A 23,521-nucleotide genomic window follows, 5' to 3' on the forward strand; every position below is an offset into this window, starting at 1 on the left:
ACTCATACTCAAGCCGCCGCGCGCTCGGGCTGTGCGGAATCGGACAGAGGCAGAGGCGACTCGAACAACAGGTCATGGATGCGCTTGGCCGCCGATTGGAAGGCGGCGGATCCCTGGCTGTGCAAGCCGAAGGCGTGCGCGTTCAGTTCGGCGCGCACGCGGCCGGGATGCGGCGACAGCAGCAACACGCGGCTGCCCAGCACCAGCGCCTCTTCGATCGAATGCGTGACGAACAGCAGGGTGAAGCGCACGTCTTCCCACAAGGCCATCAGCTCTTCCTGCATGCGGCGGCGGGTCAGGGCGTCCAGGGCGGCAAAGGGCTCGTCCATCAACAGCACGCGCGGCTGCATGGCCAGTGCGCGCGCAATCGCCACGCGCTGCTTCATGCCGCCGGAAAGCGTGTGGGGATAGGCGTCCGCGAAGGCGGCCAGGCCCACCTTGTCCAGATAGTGCATGGCGCGCTCATCCGCTTCACGCCGGCCCAGCTTGCGCGAGGCCAGCAGCGGAAACGCCACGTTCTGCCGCAGCGTCTTCCACGGCGGCAACTGGTCGAATTCCTGGAACACGACGATACGGTCCGGACCCGGGCCCTGCACCGTCTGCCCATCGATCGCGATGCGTCCTTCGGTGGGCGGCAGAAAGCCGGCCACTGCCTTGAGCAGCGTGGATTTACCGCAACCGGAGGGTCCAAGCAGGATGAAACGGTCTGCACCGTGGACTTCAAAACTGACCTGATGCGTGGCGCGAACCCGCCTTTCACGCGTCTTATATTCGATCGTCACCTTATCCACAGCCAGCAGCGGCGGCGCCTGGTCAACGTTATCCACAGGCCTGGCGGCGGTCACCGACATATCAGCTGCCTTGCGCCGTCAGCGGATCATCGAAGAAGTAGTCGCGCCAGCTGGCCGGCGCGTTCTTGATGGCGCCCACCTTGTGCATGAACTCGGCCAGCGCAAAGGTGTTCTGCGGCTCCAGCTTGAATTGCACGTCGGGGTTCTTGATTACCTTGATCAGGAAGTCGCGGTCCTGCTTGGCGCCGGTGACGCGCAGGTAGATGTCGGCGGCCTGCTCCGGATTGGCGGCGGCAAAGGCGGCGGCTTCCTTCAGCGCTTCCTGGAACGCCTTGTACGTCTTGGGATTTTCCTTGCGGAATTTCTCGGTCGCGAACAGCACGGTGGATGAACTGGGGCCGCCCAGCACATCGTACGAATTCAGCACGATGCGCGCCTTGGGGTTCTCGGCCAGTTCTTGCTCCTGGAACGGCGGATTGCCGAAATGGCCCGTGATTTCCGTGCCGCCGGCAATGATCGCCGCTGCTGCGTCCGGGTGCGGCAGCGCCACCGAGATCTTGTCCAGCTTGTTGAATTGCGCGTCGCCCCACAGCTTGGCCGACGCCAGCTGCAGCACGCGCGACTGCACCGACACGCCCACGGCCGGCACCGCGATGCGGTCCTTGTCCGTGAAGTCGGCAATGGTCTTCACATTGGGGTTGTTCGTGACGAGGTAATAAGGAAAGTTGCCCAGCGATGCCACGCCTTTCACGTTCTGCTTGCCGTGCGTGCGGTCCCAGATCGTCAGCAGCGGTCCGACGCCCGCCCCCGCGATATCCACAGCCCCCGACAACAGCGCATCGTTCACGGCAGATCCACCGGACAGCTTGGCCCACTCGACCGAGATATCCACACCTTCGGCCTTGCCGTGTTTTTCGATCAACTGCTGATCGCGCGCCACGTTCAGCAGCAGGTACACGATGCCGTATTGTTCCGCGATGCGGATGCGCCCTTCGGCCAAGGCGGGCGTGGGCGACGCCAGCGCCAACACTCCCAGAATCAACGCCAGGGCGGCGCCGGTAACGGTTTGGACCAATCGGTCCCGTAGTGCGGAGGACATACGCATGGTGTTCCCTGTGGATAAGTGCTTTGCGTCAGAAACCGCGTGCTTTTCAGAAAGGCGTATCGCCTTCGATGGTGGTCCGGTACAACTTGCGCCGCAGATGATCCGGCGTACCGCCGGCAAGATGGATCAGCGAACGGTTGTCCCAGAACACCAGGTCGTGCGGCTGCCAGCGATGGCGATAGATGTTCTCGGCGCGCACGCTGTGCGCGAACAATTCGGCCAGCAGCGCGCGGCTTTCGTCTTCCGGCACATCGACGATGCGCGTCGTGAAGCCTTCACTCACGAACAACGCGCGGCGGCCGTTTTCGGGGTGCGTACGCACAACCGGATGCACCACTTCCTGCACCTGCGCGATCTGCTGGGCGCTCAGGTTGGGGCGCCAGTTCCCTTCCTTCTGCAACTGCCCGTACTGGGCCAGATATGAATGCACGGCGCGCTTACCCGCGATCGCGTTTCGCAGCGCGGCGGGCAACGTGTCGTAGGCCAGATGCATGTTGGCGAACAAGGTGTCGCCGCCTTCGGCCGGCAGCTCCTGCGCGTGCAGCAGCGAACCCAAGCTCGGCAGTTCCTTGTACGAAATATCCGAATGCCAGTACTTGCCGGCGTCGCCCAAGCCGATCGGCTTGCCGTCTTCCACGATGTTGGAGACGATCAGAATTTCGGGGTGGTCGGCCAGGTGAAATTGGTGCAGCACGTGGATCATCAAGCGGCCAAAACGGCGGCTGAAATCGATATGCTGCTGCGGCGTAATGCGCTGGTCGCGGAACACCAGCAGGTGATGGTCCAGATGCGCCTGATGCACGCGGGCAAAATCGGCCGCCGTCAGGTCTCGCGACAGGTCCAGGCCGATGATCTCGGCGCCCACGGGGCCGGGCAGGGGGCGCAGTTCAAAGGACTGCGCGTGGGGGACGGGGGCGGCGTCTACTTCGCGCCGCAAGGCGTTGCTCTGGGACATCGATCGCTCCGGTTCGCCTTGCGGCATGTCTGGAACGATCGATTATGGAAAGCGCGCCTTGTATCTCAAACGAAGTTATTGGCGTTTGAACAAAGCTTCACGTCATATAGAAAAGGCCGCGAGGGAAACCCCCGCGGCCTCATGCCAAACACCTATAAGCAAATAGCGCATCGGTGTTAAGCGCTGGTTTCCAATGCCGTCAGGCAGCCGGCAGATAGGCCTCGACGAGCTTTACCCAATACGTCGCGCCCACCGGCAGCAGGGCGTCATTGAAGTCGTAATTCGGGTTGTGCAACTGGCAAGGGCCCATGCCGTGATAGCTCTCCATCCGGTGATCGCCGTCGCCGTTGCCCAGGAACAGGTACGCGCCGGGGATCGCTTCCAGGAAGAAGGAAAAATCTTCTGCGCCCATGAACGGCGGCATGTCGCGCAGCACGTTCTCGGCGCCGAACGTGTCTTCGGCGACCTTGGCCGCAAAGGCCGTTTCCTTTTCCCAGTTGACCAGCGGCGGATAGGCGCGCACGAAGTCCAGTTCGCCCGTGCCGCCGTACACCTGGGGCAGGGTGGTGGCGATGCGCCGCATGTCCGCTTCGATCTTGTCCAGCGTTTCCACGGAATACGTGCGCACCGTGCCGCGCAGCACCGCTTCGCCCGGAATCACGTTATAGGCATCGCCGGCATGGATCTGCGTGATCGACAGCACCGCCTGGTCCAGCGGGTTCTTGCTGCGCGAAATCACCGTCTGCAGGGCGTGCACCATGTCGGCCGCCACGATGATGGGGTCGACCGACGCGTGGGGCTGCGCCGCGTGGCCGCCCACGCCCTTGATGACGATGTCCCAGCGGTTGCTGGACGCCATCGTCGGGCCGGCGCGGAAGCCGAACTGGTTGACCGGCATGCCTGGCATGTTGTGGATGCCGAACACGGCATCGCAAGGGAATTTGTCGAACAGTCCGTCCTGCATCATGGCGCGCGCGCCGGCATTACCGCCTTCTTCGGCGGGCTGGAAGATGAACACAACGGTGCCATCGAAATTGCGGTGCGTGGACAGGTATTGCGCCGCGCCCAGCAGCATCGCGGTGTGGCCGTCATGGCCGCAGCCGTGCATCCGGCCGCTGATGGTGGACTTGTGCGCGAAACGGTTGTGCTCGGGCATGGGCAGCGCATCCATGTCGGCGCGCAGGCCGATGGTTGCCTTGCCGCTGCCGGCGCGCAATACGCCGACAACGCCGGTCTTGCCCAGCCCAGTGTGGACTTCCAGGCCCCATTCACGCAGGCGTTCGGCCACCAGGTTTGACGTGCGCGTCTCCTGGAAGGCCAGTTCGGGATGGGCATGGATATCCCGGCGCAACGCGGTCAGTTCCGGATGCGCGCGTTCGATTTCGGCGATAGTTTTCATGGCGTGGATAAAAAATGGAGTTCAGTGATGGCGAAAAACTTCACACGTAGGATGGGTGAAGCGCGGCAACATCCCAGCAAAAATATCAAGCTCCAGCGCGCGCAACCCATCAAGCAGCATTGAATCCTTAGCGAATTTCGCCACAACACAACCGTCGATTGATGGGTTGCGCGCGCTGGATCCTTGCGTTCTTACCCAGGGATTCTCGCGCTTCACCCATCCTACGTCCAGTGCCCACGCAACATCGACCAACCGTCCAGTGGCCCTGCGAATGACGCCTACGCCGCATCATTCAAATGGCAGGCGCTGTGCTGGCCCGGTGCGATCTCGCGCAATAGCGGCCGTTCCGTCTTGCAGCGCGGCATGGCGTGTGGGCAACGCGGGTGGAATGCGCAACCGGTGGGCGGGTCCAGGGGCGACGGCAGTTCGCCCTTGATCGGCTGGTAGTTGCGCCGCCCCGGCGTCAGCGTCGGCAGTTCTTTCAGCAGCGCCTGCGTGTAGGGATGGTTGGCGCGCTGGAACACGGTGTCGGTGGGCGCAAGTTCCACCACGCGGCCCAGATACATGATGGCCACGCGGTCCGAGATGTGGCTGACCACGCTCAGGTTGTGGCTGATGAAGAGATACGTCAGGTCCAGATCGTCGCGCAGCTGTTCGAAGAGATTCAACACCTGGGCCTGGATGGATACGTCCAGCGCGGCCACGGCCTCGTCGCAAACGATCACCGAGGGCTTCAATGCCAAGGCCCGCGCGATGCCAATACGCTGGCGCTGCCCGCCCGAGAATTGATGCGGATAGCGTTGCGCGAAAGCCGGGTCCAGCCCCACCTGACGCATCAGTCCCGCCACGTACTCCGCCTTGTCGCGCGCACGGATCAGGCCATGCGCCACCGGCGCCTCGCCGATGATCTCGCGCACCCGCATGCGTGGGTTAAGGGACGCGTACGGATCCTGGAAGATCATCTGCACGCCCAGCTCGTAGGCGCGCCGTTCGGCGCCGGTCATGGCCTTCACCGCCTTGCCCTGGTAGTGCACGTCGCCCGACGAAGGCGGCAATATGCCCGACACGATGCGGCCCAACGTGGACTTTCCACAGCCGGATTCACCAACAATGCCGATCACTTCGCCGCGCTGCACTTCCAGGTCCACACCGCCCACGGCGTGCACCACCTGCGTCTTCAGGCCCGCCCCCAGCAGGTTCGCAATGCGTCCGGCCAGGTCCACGGGCTGCACGAAGCGCAGTTCCACGCCTCGCAGGGACAGGATGGGGGCGGCCGCGCCGCGTTCTGCTGCGCTCATTTGATGTCTGGGTCTCCGGCATGCCAGCAGCGCACCCATTGCGCCGGGCGGACTTCAACAGGCTGCGGTTCGATCAGACAGGCGTCGGTGGCGCGCGGGCAACGCCCGCGGAACGCACAGCCCTGCGGCAGGTTCAAGAGCGACGGCGTCATGCCTGGAATGGGCACCAGCGGCCTGCCACGCGATTCCGGCGTGGGGATGGACGCAATGAGCCCATGCGTATACGGATGCATGGGATGGGTGATTACGTCGCGCGTGCTGCCGGTCTCGACAACGCGGCCGGCGTACATCACCGACACGCGGTCCGCCAGGCCCGCCACAACCGCCAGGTCGTGCGTGATCCAGATCAGGCCCGTGCCCGTCTCGCGGCACAGCTTCTGCACTTCAAAAAGGATTTGCCCCTGGATCGTCACGTCCAGCGCCGTCGTGGGCTCATCCGCGATGATCAGGCGGGGCGAATTCAACAGCGCGATGGCGATCGCTACGCGCTGCCGCATGCCGCCCGACAATTGGTGCGGGTAGGTGCGCAGGCGTTCCTGCGGCGACGGGATGCCCACCATCGTCAGCGTGTGCAAGGCGCGCTGGCGCGCCTGTTCGCGCGACACCTTATGGTGCGCCTGCACGGCCTCGATCATCTGCGTGTCCACACGCAGCACCGGATTCAACGTCATCATCGGGTCCTGGAAGATCATCGCAATCTCCTGGCCCCGCAACTGGCGCCACCGCGCCGGCGTAGCGCCGCGCAGGTCTTCGCCGTTTAGGCGCAACTGGCCGTCCACGATGCGGCCCGGCTCGTCCAACAAGCCCATCAACGAGAATCCCGTGATACTTTTCCCGGACCCCGATTCCCCCACCAGCCCCAGGATCTCGCCTTCGGCGAGCGTCAGGTCCACGCCGTCCACCGCCTTGACGATGCCGTTGCGCGTGAAGAAATGCGTCTTCAGGCCCTGCACTTGAAGAATGGTCGGCGGCGTGGCCAGCGGCTTGTCCACAACGGGCGTCTGCATCGCGTCCGCCCTCAATTCGCGTGGCGCGGGTTGAGCACATCGCGCAAGTGGTCGCCCACCAGGTTGATGGCGATGATGGCCAGCGCCAACGCGATGCCGGGAAAGAACGATATCCAGTACTGGCCCGACAACAGGTATTCGAACCCGTTGTAGATCAGCATGCCCAGCGACGGCTCGGTCACCGGCACGCCCACGCCCAGGAACGACAACGTGGCCTCCAGCGCGATCGCGTGCGCCAGGTCGATCGTGGCGATCACGATGAGCGGCGGCATACAGTTAGGCAACACGTGGCGAAACAGCACGCGCCCCCAAGACAAGGACATGCAGCGCGCGGCCTCCACATATTCCTTGCCGCGCTCCACCAGCGCCGCGCCGCGCGCCGCACGGGCGAAATACGCCCATTGCACGACGATCAGCGCGATGATCACCTTATCCACACCCTTGCCCAGAATCGCCAGCAACATCAGCGCCACAAGAATGGCGGGAAACGACAACTGGATATCCACAATCCGCATCAACAGTGCATCGATGCGGCCGCCGAAATAGGCGGCGATCAATCCCACGGTGGCGCCGATGCCAAACGCCGCCAGCACCGACACGGTGGCCACCAGCAGGCTGGTGCGCATGCCATAGAGGATGGCCGAAAACAGGTCGCGCGCTTGCCCGTCGGTGCCCAGCAGATAGTGCATGGAGCCGTCGCCGCTTTCGCTGCCCGGCTTGAGCTTGGAATCCATGATATCCAGCGACGCCAGGTCATACGGATTCTGCGGCGCGATCCAAGGCGCCAGCAAGGCGGCGCCCACGATCACGACAAGCATCACCAGGCCCAGCGTGGCCAGTTTGCTGGCGAAGAAATCCGATACGAAACGCCGCCAGGGCGTCTGTTCCTTGATGGCTGCGACAGGCGCGGCAGCAGTGGCAGGGCTGTTCATCGGCGGCTATCCAAACGTACGCGGGGGTCCAGCACCGTGTAGATGATGTCCACCACCAGATTCAACATGACCAGGAAGAACACGATCAGCAGCAGATACGCGACCACCACCGGACGATCCAGGTTGATGATGGAATCGATCAGCAGCTTGCCCATCCCCGGCCACGAAAACACCGTTTCCGTCACGACGGCAAACGCCATCACCTGTCCGAATTCCAGCCCGGCGACGGTCACCACCGGAATCAGGATGTTCTTCAACAGATGCACGCCCAGCACGCGCTTTTCCGACAACCCCTTGGCCCGCGCGAACTTGATGTAGTCCATGGGCAGCGCCTCGCGCGTGGCCGCGCGGGTCACGCGAATGATCATCGCGCACTTGGCAAACGCGATGGTGGCGGCAGGCAGGGCCAGGCTCAGCCAGCCGTTGAGCGTCAGGACGCTCAGCTCCAGCGAACCGATGCTGACTGTCTTGCCGCGCCCGCCGGCCGGCACCCAGCCCAGTATCACGGCGAACACCATGATCAGCATCAGGCCGACCCAGAAGTTGGGCAGCGAAAACCCCAGCACCGAGCCCGTCATGATGGCGCGCGAGCCCGGCGCTTGCGGCTTGAGCCCCGCCAGGATGCCCAGCGGCACGCCGATCAGCACCGACAGCAGCATGGCCACACAGGCCAGCTCCACAGTGGCCGGCATGCGCTCCAGGATCAGGTGCATGGCAGGCTCGCCGGTCAGGAAACTGTTGCCGAAATCACCGCGCACCGCCTGGCCCATGAAGATCAGGTACTGCCGCCACAGCGGCTGGTCCAGGCCCAGCGATGCGCTGATCGCGGCGCGCTGCGCCTCGGTCGCCTCGGGGCTGGCCAGCATCGACACCGGATCGCCCACCATGTAGATGCCTGCAAAGACCAACGCCGACATGACGAGCATGACGACGATGGTTTGCAGCAGCCTTCTTACGATTGTTGCCAGCACTAGGGACCGCCTGCGTTGCGCGTTACTTCTTCAGGGTTGCAAACTGCGCAAGCGTGACCTGGTCGGGGCGGCCCTGATAACGGATGTCGCCCTTCATGGCCCAGACCGACAGCTCGAAGTGCACCGGCAGCATGGCGTAATCGTCCATGGCGATATTGCTGGCCTTCGCCAGCAGGTCGGCGCGCTTGGCATCGTCCATCGTGGACGAGGCTTCCTTCACCAGTTCATCCATCTTCGGGTTGGAATAGCGGCTGCGGTTGGTGGTACCCAGGCCAGCTTCCGGATTGCGCGTCACCAGCAGGGAAGTCAGCGCGTTCGACATCTCGCCGCTGGTCACCGACCAGCCGGCCAGATAGGCCGAGAACGCGTAGCTGTCGCGGTTCTTGAAGAACACCGGGGGCGCCATTGCGTCCACGCTGGTCTTCACGCCAATGCGGGTCCACATCGATGCGATGGCCTGCGCCACTTTCGAATCGTTCACGTAGCGGCCCGAAGGGGAACCCAGCGTGATCGAAAACCCGTTGGGATAGCCCGCCTCCTTCAGCAAAGCCTTGGCCTTCTCAACATCCGCCTTCGGCGCCTTGGAATGTTCCTTGCTGGAGCCAACCATGGGGTAGGGCAGCAGGTTGCCGGCCGGCAGCGCCACCCCGCCCATCACGCGTTCGACCAGCGCGTCGCGGTTGATGGCCAGCGACAGCGCTTCACGCACCCGCTTGTCCTTCATCGGGTTCTTGTCCGTGCCCTGGATGCCGGGCGAAGGTTCCGCATACTGGTCCAGCGCCACGTACACGACGCGCACCGACGGCGTTTCCTCGACGTACAGCTTCTTGTCGCCCTTGAGCTTGGGCAGGTCGTCGGTGGGGGGATCTTCGATCATGTCTACGTCGCCGGCCAATAGTGCAGCCACGCGCGCGGCGGCATTGCTGATCGGGCGATAGACCACGCGGTCCCACTCGGGCTTCTTGCCCCAGTAATTGTCATTGCGCGCCAGCACGAATTCCGCGCCGCGCTTCCACGACACGAACTTGTACGGGCCGGTTCCCACCAACCCATCGCCGCTGTTCAGTTCAGTGGTGGTCTTGCCTTCCGCCGCGGGGCCGGAGGCGGCCTTCTTCGACATGATGGGCAACTGCGCCAGGTTTACCAGCAGGTTCGGCGCGACTTCCTTGGTGGTGATGCGCACGGTCATCGGGTCGACCGCTTCCGTCTTCGCTACTGAACCCAGATACAACGTGAACGGCGACGGGCTGTTCGGCACCTTGGGCACGCGGTCATAGGTGAACACAACGTCTTCGGCGGTGAACGGCGTGCCATCCGAGAACTTCACGCCAGGACGCAGCTTGAACGTCCAGACCTTGCCGTCCACGGTCCACGATTCCGCCAGCCCGGGCTGCGGCTTCAGTTGCGCGTCGGTGGCGACCAGCGTATCGAATATGGTTTGGGAGATCTGCGTATTCGGCGTCAGCGCGTGATACTGCGGATCCATCGATGAGGGCTCGGTCTTCAGGGCGATCACCAGATCGCGAGCCATTGCGGAACTGAATGTGCCAAAGGCCAACATCACCGCGGCTGAGCCGCAGGCCAAGACACGCGAAAACCGAGATGCCATCGTGATCTCCCAGAGTTGTTTCGGGTTTTGAACCTCTGGGGCACATTAACCAGCAAACAAGGAGCCGCGCAACAGTTATATTCCCCTATTGTTCTCGCATCTCCCCCCGTTCAGATATGTCCGCTTACTCCCCCATTACCGCCATTGCCACCGCCCCCGGACGAGGCGGCATCGGCGTCGTGCGCGTTTCTGGTGCGGACCTGTCCGAATTGGTGCGCCGCCTGTTCCAGCGCGAACTCACGCCACGCCACGCGCACTACCTGCCGTTCAAATCGGTGGACGGCGAACTGCTGGACGAAGGCATCGCGATCTACTTCCGCGCCCCCCATTCCTATACCGGCGAAGACGTGCTGGAATTGCAAGGCCACGGCGGCCCGGCCGTGTTGCGCCGCGTGCTCGATAGCTGCCTTGCCGCCGGCCGCGACCTGGGCTTGCGCCTGGCCGAACCCGGCGAATTCACACGCCGCGCCTTCCTGAATGACCGGATGGACCTGGCCCAGGCCGAAGCCGTCGCGGACCTGATCGAAGCCTCGTCGGTGGCTGCCGCGCGCGGCGCTGTCGCCTCGTTGTCGGGCGAATTTTCGGCGCGCGTGAACGACCTGTCCGACCGCATCATCCATCTGCGGATGCTGGTCGAAGCGACGCTGGATTTCCCCGAAGAAGAAATCGACTTCCTTGAGAAATACCAGGCCCGGCCGACGCTGGATGCGCTGACGGCGGACCTGTCCAACCTGATCGCGCAAGCGCGCCAGGGCGTCATCCTGCGCGAGGGCCTGCACGTGGTGCTGGCCGGCCAGCCCAACGTCGGAAAATCCAGCCTGCTCAACGCGCTGGCGGGCGACGATATCGCCATCGTCACGCCGATTGCGGGCACGACACGCGACAAAGTGGTGCAGGAAATCCATATCGACGGCGTACCGCTGCATATTGTGGACACGGCCGGCCTTCGGGAAACCGAAGACACCGTCGAAAGCATCGGCATTGCCCGCACCTGGCAAGAAATCGAACGCGCCGACGTCATCCTGCACTTGCAGGACGCCACCCAACCGGGCGACGAACTGGACGCGCAGATCACCGCGCGCCTGCCGCCGCGCACGCCGGTGCTGAAAGTGTTCAACAAGGTGGACCTGTTATCCACAGCTTTCACGCCGGCGCCGGGCGAACTGGGTATTTCCGCCAAGCGCGGCGCAGGCCTGGACGCGCTGCGCGCTGAACTGCTGAACATCGCGGGCTGGAACCCGGGCGCCGAATCGCCCTGGCTGGCGCGCGAACGCCACCTGCATGCCCTGCAGGACGCGGCCGAACATCTGGCACTTGCGGGCGAACACGCCGGCCAGGACGACCGGGTGCTGGACCTGTTCGCGGAAGAGCTTCGGCTGGCGCATGACAGCCTGTCCAGCATCACCGGAAAGTTCACCAGCGACGATCTGCTGGGCGAAATTTTTTCCAGCTTCTGCATCGGAAAATAAGGTGATACGGCCCGCCACGCCCGACGACGTGGCCGTATTTAACGGATCGTAGCAGATGCCTGTAGGCCGTACATCGCGTGCATAATCGCAACCTGATTAAATACGAGCCTTTACTCGCTTTTGTTTTTATCGCCTTCGGATACGACTTGCTGCGCGCGGCGGTTGTTCGCCAGTGATTTCGCATACACCGATTCCGGTCGTATTCGATGCGCGATCACGTAGCCGGTGATGCACGCGAGCATCAGCGGCAGCATCACTTCATAGCTCAGCGTCATCTCGAAAATCATCAGGATCGACATCAGCGGCGCATAGGTCGTGGCCGCCAACAGCGCCCCCATTCCCACGACGGCATAGCTGGAAATCGCCGACACGTCGCCCGCCGGCAGCACGGCCTGCAGCCCGCTTGCGTAAAGCGCGCCCAGTGCCGCCCCCACAAACAGCGTCGGCGTGAACACGCCGCCCACCGCCCCCGACCCGACGCTTGCGCCCGTGGCCAGGATCTTCATCAGCAGGATGGCGGCCACCGCCTGCCATGCCCACGGGTTGTGCAGCAAGCTGTTGACGACGCTATAGCCGTTGCCCCAGACCTCGGGGTTCAGCACCGACAGCGCACCGACGACCAATCCCCCCAGCGCCATGCGGATCCAAAGGGGGAGGGGCAGCCGGGAAAAGGCAGCGCGCGACACATCCAGGAAACGCAGGAATTGCGGCGCGACCAGGCCGGCGGCCACGCCCAGCCCCAGGTAGTTCACGACTTCCCAACCGGACACGAATTCGAAGTGCGGCATATGGAACACCGCGTCGTAGTGCAGGATCTGGCGCGTGACGATGTTGGCCACCACCGATGACACCACCAGCGGCACCAGCGTGGCCGACGAAATCACGCCAAAGACGATTTCCGAGATGAACAGCGCGCCCGCGATCGGCGCGTTATAGGCGGATGTGATGCCCGCCGTGGCCCCGCAGGCCACCAATAGCCGCAAATGGCGGGGCGGCAACAGCAGGAATCGCCCGGTCAGCGAGGAAAACATGGCCGCCAACTGCACCATCGGGCCTTCCCGGCCAATGGAGGCGCCCGAGCTGATGGAAAAAATGGACGACAGGCTGCGCGCAAGCGTCTGGCGCAGGCCGATGACGCCCCGGCCGACCGATATCGCTTCCATATAGTCTGCCGCGCCCCGTTTCGGCAGCCATCTTGCAGCCATTTGCAGCACAACGCCGGCTATCGCACCGCCAACAGCGGGCATCAGCAAACGCTGCCAGGGGTCCAGGCCACGGGCCAACGACACCATGCCGTGGGGAACGTCTTCCCCGGCCAGCAACATTTGTGTCCATCCCAGCAGTTCCCGGAACACCACCGTCGCCAGCGCGCCGAACAGTCCCATCAGTGCCGCCGCGCACAAGGTTGCGGGCAGGTTGTCGGCCAACAAACGGCTTCTCAAGCCCTTCGCCCAGCCCAATTTCCTGATTCTGATTTCTGTAGCCATGGCCGGATTCTACGGCGGAAGTTGCTCACTTTTTGTTCAGTCCCCTGTCAAGAAAGCCCGGTGACGGCCCCTCGAATCCCTGGTTTCGCGAACGCCTCAGAGGGCGTTTTTGGGCCTCTGCAAGGGCAAAAAACCGGGTAGGCAACAGGCGTTTTTTCGGGGTAAAAGTGCCGCTTTCCCACCCCGTTTCCAGAAATCGCCCTGTGGATAACTCCTAAGTAGCCAGGTTGTGCACATTGTGTGGAGGCAAGTTGAACAAGCGGGGGTTTTTGGGGGTGGCCGAAATGTTGTCCAACTTCAACTTTTTTCCCACACAGAGTTCTTGCACAGGCAAAAACGGCTGCAAGCTGATGAAAAGAATGAGGTTTTCAAGGTTAAGGTAGTTATCCACAGGCCTTATTAATCATTAGTCTTTATATAAAGAGAAATAAAGGAAAAGCCAAACATGCTTTCCCATTCCGTCCAGCCACTCCCCCCCGGACTCCGTCCATGCGCATCCTCCTGATAGAAGACGAAGCCGAACTTGCCCGTTGGCTTTCCAGAAGCCTGGCCAGACATGCGGGCTTTGTCGTTGAATGGGCTGACGACGGACTTGTCGCCGAAAGAAGGTTGGCAATCGAAGAATTCGATGCGGTCATCCTCGATTTGGGACTTCCCGGCATGGATGGCCACACTTTGCTGGCGAAGATTCGCGCGCGAGACGACCGTACGCCGGTCCTGGTCTTGACCGCGCGCGATTCACTAGCCGAAAGAATCGGAACACTTCACCAGGGAGCGGACGATTTCCTGCCGAAACCGTTTGTTGTGGAAGAGTTGGAAGCGCGTTTGATCGCACTGATTCGGCGTAGCCGTGGACGCGAACATCCGCGTTTGGCTCTGGGAAACCTGGTTTTCGAGTCTGCAGCGCAAAAATTCACGGTCTCGGGACAGACTTTGCAGTTATCCCCACGTGAACACGCGGTACTTCGGGTGTTGATCCAGAAAAGTGGCGAACCCATCAACAAGCAGCAGATCCTTGACCGCATCCTGACCGACGATGCGGACATCAACCTGGAAGCCATCGAGGTCCTGGTTCACCGTTTGCGCAAAAAATTGGCGGAAACCGGTGTGCAGATCGTGACCATGCGAGGCATGGGCTACTGCCTGGAGAACCTTGTTGACAACTAGAAGTCCAAAAAAAATCGCTTTTTTCACCGCAAAAAAACGTAATCGGACGCTGAAAACGCAGTTGCTCTGGTGGCTGATCCCCACCCTGGTATTCGTGATGATGGCTGCGCTGTGGCTGTCGAACCACCAGCTGCGCAACCAGGTCGACATTGCGTACGACCGCTCGCTCTCCGGCGCGCTTCGCGCGATCGACCACAACATATCCACAGCCAGCGGTGGATTAGCCATGGAACAGCCCTACCTGATGCTGGAATTTTTCGAGCTGACGGCCAATGGCAGTGTGTTCTACCGAGTGGCCACCGAGGACGGGCTGGCGGAAATCGGGCATCCGGAGCTGCCCATGCCGGACCAACCGCTTGTGTCTGGCGAACCGCGCTTTTTCTACGCAACCTATCAAGGGGCGCCCGTCAGGGTTGCGGCGCTGGCGCGCCCGATGGATCCCCCGCTGTACGCGAATAAAGGGGGACGCGTTATCGTGCAGGTCGCCGAGGGCCTGGAAAGCCGGCAGGCCTTCCTGCACAAGGTGCTGGTGCGCTCGGTAGAGCGCGACCTGGCGGTGATCCTCATCAGCGTGCTGGTGATCATCCTGGGAGTTTTCATGGCCCTGCGCCCCCTTGTCCGGCTGCGCCAAGAGGTGGAAGGGCGTTCTGGAGACGATTTAAGCCCCGTCAGCGCGTCGGAGATGCCAGGTGAGGTCCTGCCCCTGGTTGCGGCAGTAAACCTCCACATGGCCCGTTTTGCGGCTCAGGCGAGGGTGCAGAGCCAGTTCCTGGACGACGCCTCCCATCAATTGCGCACCCCGTTGTCGGTTTTGCGGACCCAGACGGCCTATGCCTTGCGCGAAACAGACCCCCAGGAGGTCCGTACAGCCCTTCTGGCGATGCAAGAGGGGTTGGACAGGGCTGTGCGCACCACCAATCAGATGCTCGCTCTGGCGCGCGCTAAGGACGCTTCCCTGGCCGAAGGCGGGTTTACCGCCGAAATGGTCGACCTGGTGGACCTGGCCGACGGGGTGATCCGGGGCTTGTTGCCCACCGCCCGTGCCCGCCAGCTGGACATCGGCTTGGAGGCGGCGGTTCGCCCGGTCCTGGTCAGCGGCACCGAGTGGTTGCTGCGCGAAGCCGCCACCAACCTGGTCGACAACGCCATCCGCTACGCCTCGCCGGCGGGCGAGGTCACGGTGACCGTGCAGGCAGGCGACGGCCTGGCCCGCCTGATCGTTGAAGACGACGGTCCCGGCATGTCGGCCGAGGACATCGCCCGGGCCTGCGTCCGCTTTCGGCGAGGCGCGGCAGGCAAGAACAAGCCCGGCGCAGGCCTGGGGCTGGCCATCGTGGGCACCATCGCCGATATCCTGGGGGCCAGGCTGGTCCTGGAGAACCGCGCCCCCTTGCCCGGGCTGCGGGCGGCGTTGGTGTTTTCCCTTGAACCCATGCCGGATGCTGCGCCGCATCACGAAAACGGCCGATTTTGAAAGGTGTTGGAAAGCTTCGGTTTTGTACGGTAGCGTCCGCTGGGCCCGATCAGGCGTCACCACGCCGCGCGGCGACCCAGCCAGACCAAGACCTATAAAACTCGGAGACGCAAGAATGCAGACCAGCCTGAAGCTGCGCATGGCCGCCTTGGCGGCGCTTGGCGCGATTACCCTTTCCCTGGGCGCCGCCCACGCGGCCGACGAGCCGCGCCGCCCGGAATGCATCGCGCCGGCCCAGCCCGGCGGCGGTTTCGACCTGACCTGCCGCCTGGCCACCGAGGGGCTCAAGCAAAGCGGGGCGCTCAAGAGCACCATGCGCATCGTCTACATGCCCGGCGGCATCGGCGCCGTGGCCTACAACAACATCGTCGCCCAGCATCCCAACGAACCCGGCACCATCGTCGCGTTCTCGGGCGGGTCGCTCTTGAACCTGGCCCAGGGCAAGTTCGGCAAGTACAACGTCGACGACGTGCGCTGGCTGGCCGCCATCGGCACCGACTACGGCGTGGCCGTGGTGCGCAACGATTCCCCCTATACCGACCTGAAGAGCCTGATGGACGCCTTCAAGCAGGATCCGACCAAGATCGTGCTGGGCGCCGGCGGCACCGTGGGCAGCCAGGACTGGATGAAGGCCGCGCTGACTGCCAAGGCCGCCGGCGTGGATTTCAAGAAGATGCGTTTCGTGGCGTTTGAAGGCGGCGGCGAAGCCGTCACCGCATTGCGCGGCGGCCATATCCAGGCCTACATGGGCGATGCGGCGGAAGCCTTCACCATGCTGGAAGGCGGCGCGCCCATTCGCGTGCTGGCCGTGTTCAACGATCAGCGCCTGCCGGGCAAGCTGGGCACCGTGCCCACCGCCAAGGAGCAGGGCTACGACATCGTCTGGCCGATCATCCGCGGCTTCTATGTGGGCCCGAAGGTGTCCGACAACGACTACCTGTTCTGGGTCAAGGCGTTCAACACCGCCACCGCCTCGCCCGAGTTCGACAAGCTGCGCCAGCAACAGGGCCTGTTCCCGTTCAACAAGACGGGACCTGAACTGGATGCCTACGTGAAGAACCAGGTGAAGGTCTACGGCGAACTGGCCGATTCCTTCGGCCTGGTCAAGAAGTAAGCCGGCCGCAAGGCTTTCCTCCCGATCGCGCCCGCCCGGGCACCCCTGCCGCCGGCTTGCGCCGAGCGGCGGCGGGGACGGTTGCGCCGCGCGGTCCCACCACAACGGAAGACGGATCATGAATGATCGAATCCTGGGCGTAGGCGCGCTGGCGCTGGCCGCCTTCATGACGGCGGCGGGGTGGGGCATCGAAGCCCCCTTCGCCTACGAACCCGTGGGCCCGCGCGCCTTTCCCCTGCTGCTGGCCGGCATCATCGGCCTGTGCGGCCTGTGGCTGGTCTACAAGGGCGGCCATGCGGTCGAAGCCAACCCGCCGGGCGCCAACGGTCGCATCGCGCTGATGATGGCGTTTACCGTGGCCTACGCCTTCCTGTTCCAGTGGCTGGGTTTCGTGATCGCGACATCGTTGATGACGGTGTTCGTCGGCCGCCTGTTCGGCGGCGGCTGGGTGAAGTGCGCCATCGGCGGCGTCGTCATGAGCCTTTTCTTTTTCGTGCTGTTCGACAAGGTGCTGGACGTGGTCCTGCCGGGCGGACTGTTGGAGGTCCTGATATGAGCAGCATTCTCGATCATCTGTCGATCGGCTTTGGCGTTGCCTTTTCGCTGACGAACATCCTGGTGGCCATGATCGGCTCGTTCATCGGCACCATGGTCGGCGTTTTGCCGGGCCTGGGTCCCGTGAACGGGGTCGCGATGCTGATCCCGATCGCCTTCGCGATGAACCTGCCGCCGGAGACGGCGCTGATCCTGCTGGCGGCCGTCTACGTGGGCGCCGAGTATGGCGGCCGCATCACGGCCATCCTGCTGAACGTGCCGGGCGAGGCCAGCGCCATCATGACGACGCTGGACGGCTACCCGCTGGCGCGCCAGGGCCTGGCGAACGTGGCCTTGTCGCTGTCGGCGTGGTCGGCGTTCTTCGGCGCCATCGTGTCGGTGGTGGGCATCATCCTGCTTGCGCCGCTGCTGGCCAAATGGGCGCTGGCCTTTGGCCCCGCCGAATACTTCGTGCTGATGATCTTCGCGTTCTGCTGCCTGACCAGCCTGCTGGGCAAGCAGCCCGTCAAGGGCGTTCTGGCCGCGATGATCGGGTTGTCGATCTCGGTGGTCGGGGTGGACGCGAACTCGGGCGTATACCGCTATACGTTCGAATCGGTGCACCTGGCCGACGGTATCGATTTCGTGGTGGTGGTGATCGCGTTGTTCGCGGTCAGCGAAATGCTGGAGATGCTGGAAAAAGTGATGGCGGGCCACAGCGTCGAGGTCAAGCCCAGCGGCCGCAAGCTCTTCAACCTGAAAGAGATGGCGTTCACGTGGTGGAGCGTGGTGCGCAGCGCGTTGGTGGGTTTCGGCGTGGGCGTGCTGCCGGGCGCGGGCGCCAGCGTGGCCGCGGCTGTCGCGTACTCGCAGGAAAAGCGCATCATCGAGGCCAAGGATCCGAACGCCAAGTTCGGCAAGGGCGACATGCGCGGACTGGTCGCGCCGGAAGCCGCCGCCACCGCATCGGCCATCGGTTCTTTCGTGCCCATGCTGACGCTGGGCGTGCCGGGTTCGGGCACCACTGCGGTCATGATGGGCGCGCTGACGCTCTACAACATCACGCCGGGCCCGGTGCTGTTTGAAACCAAGCCGGAGCTGGTGTGGGGTTTGATCGCATCGCTCTTTGTCGCCAACGTGCTGCTGTTCATCATGAACGTGCCGCTGGTTCGATTCTTCTCGAAGGTGCTGTCAGTTCCGGGCTGGTTGATGGTGCCTGGCATCCTGTGCATCAGCTACATCGGCGTCTACGCCATCAACGCGGGTACGTTCGACCTGTTGCTGGTGGCCGGCATCGGCGCGCTGGGCTACTTCCTGCGCAAGTTCGGCGTGCCGATGGCGCCGCTGGTGCTGGGCGTGGTCTTGGGCAACATGATGGAGCAGAACTTGCGCCGTGCGTTGTCGATGACTGATGGCGATGTGGGTGTGTTGTTCGCAAGCCCGGTGTCGGTGTCGATGTGGATAGGCGCCGCGGCGGTGGTGGTGGTGCCGCAGTTGATGCGCCGGGTGCGCCGCGCCAGGAAGGTTGCCGCTGGTCCGGCTTGACGCTGCGGTGAGGGGCGGGCCGAAAGGTCTGCTGCCCACAAGTGGCTTGGCCGGAAATTGCAAGGGGCGCTTTGCGGCGCCCCTTTTTTTATTTATATGAGTAAATACTCATATTCTGTTCTTGGGTGCTAGACCTGCGCCAAGCGCTCCAGCGCGGCGTCCAGCGTCGCGTCTTTCTTCGCGAAGCAGAAGCGCACGATGCGATGGTTGGATTCCGCGGCGTCGGGCTGGCGGTAGAAGGCCGACACGGGAATCACGGTCACGCCATGGTTGACGGTCAGGTCGCGCGCGAAGTCGGCTTCGTTCTGCTTGGATATCTGGCTGTAGTCGGCCAGCAGGAAGAACGTGCCGGGGCTGGGCAACGGACGGAAGCGCGTCTTGGCCAGCCCTTGCGACAGGCGGTCGCGCTTGGCCTGATAGAACGCCGGCAGGTCCAGGTAAGGTTTGGGATCGCGCATGAATTCGGCCAACGCGAACTGCATGGGCGAGGGCACGGTGAACACCATGAATTGGTGCACCTTGCGCAGCTCGGCGCTCAACTGGCGGGGGGCGCAGCAATAGCCGATCTTCCAACCGGTGGTGTGATAGGTCTTGCCGAAGGACGAGATCACGAAGGCGTGTTCGGCCAGCAGGGGGCGGCGCGCCACGCTGGCATGCGGCTTGCCGTCGAAGACGATGTGTTCATAGACCTCGTCGGACACCAGCAGCACGCCGGTGTCGCGCACGATGGCTTCCAGCGCGTCCAGGTCGCTTTCATCAAGCACGGCACCGGTGGGGTTATGCGGGAAGTTCAGCATCAGCAGTCGCGTCTTGGACGTGATGGCGTCGCGCACACGCTGCCAGTCGATGCGGTAGTAGGGGTCGGCTTCGGTGGGGGCGCGCAGCGGTACAGGCACCGCCGTGCCGCCTGCCAGGCGGATGGCCGGCAGATAGGAGTCGTAGCAGGGTTCGATGACGACCACTTCGTCGCCGCTGTTCACCGCGGCCAGCACCGTGGCCATCAGCGCTTCGGTGGCGCCGCTGGTGACGGTGATTTCGGTTTCGGGGTCGTAGGCATGGCCGTACAGTTCGCGCGTCTTGGCGGCGATGGCTTCGCGCAGCGGCGCCACGCCAGGCATGTACGGATACTGATTATGGCCCTCGGCCATTGCGCGGGTCACCAGCGCGCACAGCGCGGGATCCGGATCGAAGTCCGGAAAGCCCTGGCCCAGGTTGATGGCCTTGTGTTCGATGGCCAGGCGGCTCATCACGGTGAAGATGGTGGTGCCGACGTCGGGAAGTTTGGATCGGATCATGGTGGACGCGAGGATGAACGCTGGTAGGCAAAGAAAGTTTTCGTAAGTATCCCACTAACTCATAATTCGTTTTTCGTATTAGCTATGCACGTGGATGGGATCGTGGGTCAAAACATGTTGTTGAGGGTGCTGGGTGGTTTGTCTATTGCGTTGGCAGGTGCCTTGCTGGCGGTATGGGCGCACATGCCCCTGCCGTGGATGTTGGGCGCGTTGCTGGTGACGGCGGCCACACGGATCGCGGGGTTGGGCACGGTCTGCCCCAGGCCCGCGCGCAATGGCGGTCAGTGGGTGATCGGCACGTCGTTGGGGCTGTACTTCACGCCGCAGGTGCTGGGTCATATAGGCGCCAACGCCGGGCCCATCATCGTGGGGATGCTGTTCGCGCTGGCGCTGGCCTTCATGGGCACCGCGATGCTGCGCCGCTTCACGGACGCCGATTTCAAGACGGCCTGGTTTTCGTCGGCCATTGGCGGCGCCAGCGAAATGGCCAGCCTGGCGGAACGGCATGGCGCGCGGATTGATCGCGTTGCCACGGCGCACAGTGTGCGCGTGCTGCTGGTGGTGGTGACGGTGCCGTTCATCTTCCAATGGTGGGGCGTGGCGGGGCTGGACCCCACGGTGCCGGGCCCGAAGACCGTGGATGGCGCAGGACTTGCCGCGTTGGTGGCCCTGACCTGCATCGGCGGCCTTTTCTTCATGAAGCTGCGCCTGCCGAATCCCTGGGTGTTGGGCCCGATGCTGGTGGCGATGCTTCTGACCACTTCGGGCGTGGAACTTTCGGCCTTGCCGGACTACGTGCCGAAGGTCGGACAGCTGTTCATCGGCTGGTCGCTGGGCGACCGTTACCGGCCGGATTTCTTTCGCGCCGCGCCTCGCTTTATCGCCGTGGTGGCGACATTCACGGTCGTTGCATTGGCGTTGGCGTTCGGGCTTGGCGCGCTGCTGTCGTACTGGTCGGTGGCGCCTGTACCGACGTTGATCCTGGGGACGACGCCGGGCGGTATCGCCGAGATGGCGATCACCGCGAAGGTGTTGCAGTTGGGCGTGCCCGTGGTCACCGCTTTCCATGTCACGCGCATGGTGTTCGTCGTGATCGTCACCGGTCCGATCTACGCGTTTCTGGCGCGCAGGCAGGCAAATTCCGCCTAACGGGACTTCGCTTCCAGTCAGAAAAAAGCGACATTGGGGTAAACAACAATATGAGCGGGTAATGGGGGGTGAGTATGCTGATTCCGCAGTTGATTCAAGCAGCGCGCGGACTCGTTCTGTTGCTTGGCGATGAGCGGGAACGCAGCAGCAACGCAGGTATTTCTACCGGTCGTTCAGTTCTCACGGCGTCCTTGATTCATTGCAATTCGATTCAATTACAGGACGCTAGAAAAAATGGCTCAGAAGGGCAAAGTTAAGTGGTTCAACGCTGACAAGGGTTACGGTTTCATTACGCCGGACGTTGGTGGCACCGACGTTTTCGCACACTTTTCCGCCATCCAAGGCCGCGGCTATCGCAGCCTGAACGAAGGGCAGGAAGTCGAATTCGAAGTTAAGGATGGTCCGAAAGGACCTCAAGCGGCCGAAATTCGCCCGCTCTAAATCGGGAAATCCCAATTTCCCGTCCGCCAGGTCCGACCTGGCTACAACGCCCCAAGACTTCCGAGTCTGGGGCGTTGTTTCATTTGGGCCGGAATTTTTCCGTTGTCATCGCTTCCGTTTTCGGCCCGCACAGGCACGATAGTTAGTGTTCACTAACATATCCTCCAGCCTTGGATAAGTCTGTGGATAATTATTTTTGGGAATTTGAATTTCGGTGCGCAGTAATGAAGCACGCGCGTCTTGGCGTGCAAGGTTTTGCACAGATTTTCAGTTTTGCGGGGGGGCAATTCAAACTGGCTAAATTGACGGTGGCCAGCAGGAACCGAGCGCGACCGCTCTACGTGAAACAGGGCTCTTTCCCAGGGAATACGGGCCTTTCAAGCGATTTTTCAGGCCACTCCCCAGCCAGATAGGCGAGCATGCCGATTATCGGATGGCGGCGGCCTCAGCCTTTTTGGGGCCCGAATCCGATGGTTGTTCACAAAGATATCCCCATGCCGGTTATGCACAGATGCACCCCTTGATTTGTCCAAATCGAGGGATGTTTGCCTGTGGATAGAAATGGGGATAGCGATTATTCGACGGACGATTTGGGCCGCTTTAAAGTTGCGGTTCGTTCCGGACCTATCGAGCTTCGTCGTCGCTCGCGAAAGGGTTTCCCGATTCCGTTTCGGTGGAATTCGCTCTTGAAAACCGGATATCAAGTTTTCCACAGGGATTCACATGGAATCTGCCGCCTCAGCCAAATGGATGATGGCGCGCCGCCACGGGCTCGAGCAAGATAGTTGTGGTGTCAATGGTCCCGGTGTGGCATAGGCGATGTGCTGCGGTAACTACGCGGGTCACGATGGGCGCAGACGATGCGGGATAACTATGTTGATAAACCGCCGCATCGTGAATCGCGGCAATTTGACTGGCCGAAGGCGTGGGAGTTCCCTTGATCGGCGGGCCGGGTTTTGGGGTGATTAAGTAAGGGTTATGGACCCGATAGTCGAATCTTATCCACAAAGTTTTCCACGCCTTTTTGGCGATCTCTGCAGTGCTTGAAAGTGGCACCGCCTAGTCCCTTTCAGATGACCACGGAATTGGACGTCAGGCGCTTTTCTCCTATGAGACGCGTTGGATATTTGTGGGTTTTCGAAGATCTGGGCGATTAGCCTGAGGACTTATTTTCGCGGCATTCTTGCCCGGCCGTTGATGCCGGTTTTCTGAGTTATCCCCAAAGTTGTTCCACGTGAATTCGGACGTACGGCCTAGCGTGGATGACGGTCGGATGTTGATAACTTGAAAGCGCTTCTGGCCGGAGAAAATCACGGCGTTTTGGTCTTCACCAAGATATCCACTGCATGCTGTGAATAAACACGAGCGTGTGCAAGCTTGGAATATTTCGGCGGGTGCCGCGCAATGATTGCCGGGCGTTGATTGCTGGCTTGTGTGCGCTCCGAGTCGATCCTGGATGCTCGACGAACTTAAACGCTGGCGGGCCTTTCACGTGGAACGGAAAAAATTAGCGATATTTCCGTCAAGGGGTAGGGTAGGGGTTGGAAAATCGTTTTTTTTACCTGTCTTCGGGTTCTTAAAGTTTCCGCATTTGCCGTGTTTCTTAGAGCCGAGTCGTCCGCATTCAGTAAATCATGAAGAGAGAGGAACAGATTTCTGGCCGCGAGACTCGACATCCGTGTCCCTAAATTTGGTGTGTTTCACGTGGAACGTGCTCAATACGGATCTTTGGCGTGTTTCACGAACGACATGCGGGACATGTTTCACGTGGAACAGTAT

The 23,521-nt window shown here is 62.4% G+C and carries 19 protein-coding genes; 8 read left to right on the plus strand and 11 right to left on the minus strand.

What is annotated here, in order from left to right; translation table 11 throughout:
- Nucleotides 1-8: 8 nt before the first annotated feature.
- The 9 genes from CEY09_RS19255 to CEY09_RS19295 all read right to left on the minus strand — a co-directional run bounded on the left by CEY09_RS19255 (nt 9) and on the right by CEY09_RS19295 (nt 10,067).
- Nucleotides 9-851, minus strand: coding sequence for an ABC transporter ATP-binding protein (locus tag CEY09_RS19255; protein WP_088589886.1), 843 nt, complete (start codon nt 849-851; stop codon nt 9-11).
- A 1-nt stretch (nt 852) separates the two neighbouring features.
- Nucleotides 853-1,896 (minus strand): ABC transporter substrate-binding protein, encoded by a 1,044-nt coding sequence (locus tag CEY09_RS19260; RefSeq protein WP_035214318.1) that lies wholly within the window; start codon nt 1,894-1,896, stop codon nt 853-855.
- A 46-nt stretch (nt 1,897-1,942) separates the two neighbouring features.
- Nucleotides 1,943-2,851, minus strand: a complete 909-nt coding sequence (locus CEY09_RS19265; protein WP_088589887.1) for a TauD/TfdA dioxygenase family protein — start codon at nt 2,849-2,851, stop codon at nt 1,943-1,945.
- A gap of 199 nt (nt 2,852-3,050) precedes the next feature.
- Entirely contained in the window at nt 3,051-4,250 is a 1,200-nt protein-coding gene (locus CEY09_RS19270) for a M20 aminoacylase family protein (protein WP_088589888.1), read from the minus strand.
- A gap of 278 nt (nt 4,251-4,528) precedes the next feature.
- Complete coding sequence (locus CEY09_RS19275) at nt 4,529-5,548, minus strand: ABC transporter ATP-binding protein (protein ID WP_006228059.1); 1,020 nt, start codon at nt 5,546-5,548, stop codon at nt 4,529-4,531.
- A complete protein-coding gene (locus tag CEY09_RS19280) occupies nt 5,545-6,555 on the minus strand; it encodes an ABC transporter ATP-binding protein (RefSeq protein WP_088589889.1) in 1,011 nt (336 codons plus the stop codon). Before CEY09_RS19280 ends, CEY09_RS19275 begins: the two co-directional genes overlap by 4 nt.
- An 11-nt stretch (nt 6,556-6,566) precedes the next feature.
- The gene (locus CEY09_RS19285; protein ID WP_088589890.1) at nt 6,567-7,487 is read right to left on the minus strand and encodes an ABC transporter permease; all 921 of its coding nucleotides are present in this window, start codon (nt 7,485-7,487) and stop codon (nt 6,567-6,569) included.
- Nucleotides 7,484-8,458: an ABC transporter permease gene (locus tag CEY09_RS19290; RefSeq protein WP_006228056.1), complete on the minus strand. Its 975-nt coding sequence runs from the start codon at nt 8,456-8,458 to the stop codon at nt 7,484-7,486. Before CEY09_RS19290 ends, CEY09_RS19285 begins: the two co-directional genes overlap by 4 nt.
- Before the next feature lie 22 nt (nt 8,459-8,480).
- Complete coding sequence (locus tag CEY09_RS19295; protein WP_035214317.1) at nt 8,481-10,067, minus strand: ABC transporter substrate-binding protein; 1,587 nt, start codon at nt 10,065-10,067, stop codon at nt 8,481-8,483.
- 116 nt (nt 10,068-10,183) lie between these two features.
- Between CEY09_RS19295 and mnmE the strand changes: the two genes are divergently transcribed.
- Complete coding sequence (gene mnmE / locus CEY09_RS19300; protein WP_006228054.1) at nt 10,184-11,536, plus strand: tRNA uridine-5-carboxymethylaminomethyl(34) synthesis GTPase MnmE; 1,353 nt, start codon at nt 10,184-10,186, stop codon at nt 11,534-11,536.
- Between the two features lie 110 nt (nt 11,537-11,646).
- Here the strand turns inward: mnmE and CEY09_RS19305 are convergent, their stop codons facing one another.
- Nucleotides 11,647-13,023 (minus strand): ClcB-like voltage-gated chloride channel protein, encoded by a 1,377-nt coding sequence (locus CEY09_RS19305; protein ID WP_088589891.1) that lies wholly within the window; start codon nt 13,021-13,023, stop codon nt 11,647-11,649.
- 489 nt (nt 13,024-13,512) lie between these two features.
- Between CEY09_RS19305 and CEY09_RS19310 the strand changes: the two genes are divergently transcribed.
- From CEY09_RS19310 to CEY09_RS19330, 5 genes are all read left to right on the plus strand, one after another.
- Nucleotides 13,513-14,190, plus strand: coding sequence for a response regulator (locus CEY09_RS19310; protein ID WP_088589892.1), 678 nt, complete (start codon nt 13,513-13,515; stop codon nt 14,188-14,190).
- The gene (locus tag CEY09_RS19315; RefSeq protein WP_377785529.1) at nt 14,180-15,664 is read left to right on the plus strand and encodes a sensor histidine kinase; all 1,485 of its coding nucleotides are present in this window, start codon (nt 14,180-14,182) and stop codon (nt 15,662-15,664) included. The genes CEY09_RS19310 and CEY09_RS19315 overlap by 11 nt, the downstream gene beginning before the upstream one ends.
- A gap of 139 nt (nt 15,665-15,803) precedes the next feature.
- Nucleotides 15,804-16,778, plus strand: coding sequence for a Bug family tripartite tricarboxylate transporter substrate binding protein (locus CEY09_RS19320; RefSeq protein ID WP_234818348.1), 975 nt, complete (start codon nt 15,804-15,806; stop codon nt 16,776-16,778).
- 118 nt (nt 16,779-16,896) lie between these two features.
- A complete protein-coding gene (locus CEY09_RS19325) occupies nt 16,897-17,334 on the plus strand; it encodes a tripartite tricarboxylate transporter TctB family protein (protein ID WP_006227190.1) in 438 nt (145 codons plus the stop codon).
- Entirely contained in the window at nt 17,331-18,857 is a 1,527-nt protein-coding gene (locus tag CEY09_RS19330; RefSeq protein WP_088589894.1) for a tripartite tricarboxylate transporter permease, read from the plus strand. Before CEY09_RS19325 ends, CEY09_RS19330 begins: the two co-directional genes overlap by 4 nt.
- A 128-nt stretch (nt 18,858-18,985) precedes the next feature.
- Here CEY09_RS19330 and CEY09_RS19335 read toward each other — a convergent pair whose 3' ends face one another.
- Nucleotides 18,986-20,152: a pyridoxal phosphate-dependent aminotransferase gene (locus tag CEY09_RS19335; protein ID WP_088589895.1), complete on the minus strand. Its 1,167-nt coding sequence runs from the start codon at nt 20,150-20,152 to the stop codon at nt 18,986-18,988.
- Nucleotides 20,153-20,236: 84 nt separating this feature from the next.
- Here CEY09_RS19335 and CEY09_RS19340 point away from each other — a divergent pair, with 84 nt between their 5' ends.
- Together CEY09_RS19340 and CEY09_RS19345 are read left to right on the plus strand one after the other, a co-directional pair.
- Entirely contained in the window at nt 20,237-21,301 is a 1,065-nt protein-coding gene (locus CEY09_RS19340; protein WP_088589896.1) for an AbrB family transcriptional regulator, read from the plus strand.
- A 234-nt stretch (nt 21,302-21,535) separates the two neighbouring features.
- Entirely contained in the window at nt 21,536-21,742 is a 207-nt protein-coding gene (locus CEY09_RS19345; RefSeq protein ID WP_006216596.1) for a cold-shock protein, read from the plus strand.
- Nucleotides 21,743-23,521: the final 1,779 nt, after the last annotated feature.

Source organism: Achromobacter marplatensis (genome assembly GCF_002209535.1).
In the GTDB taxonomy this organism is placed as follows: domain Bacteria; phylum Pseudomonadota; class Gammaproteobacteria; order Burkholderiales; family Burkholderiaceae_B; genus Achromobacter; species Achromobacter marplatensis.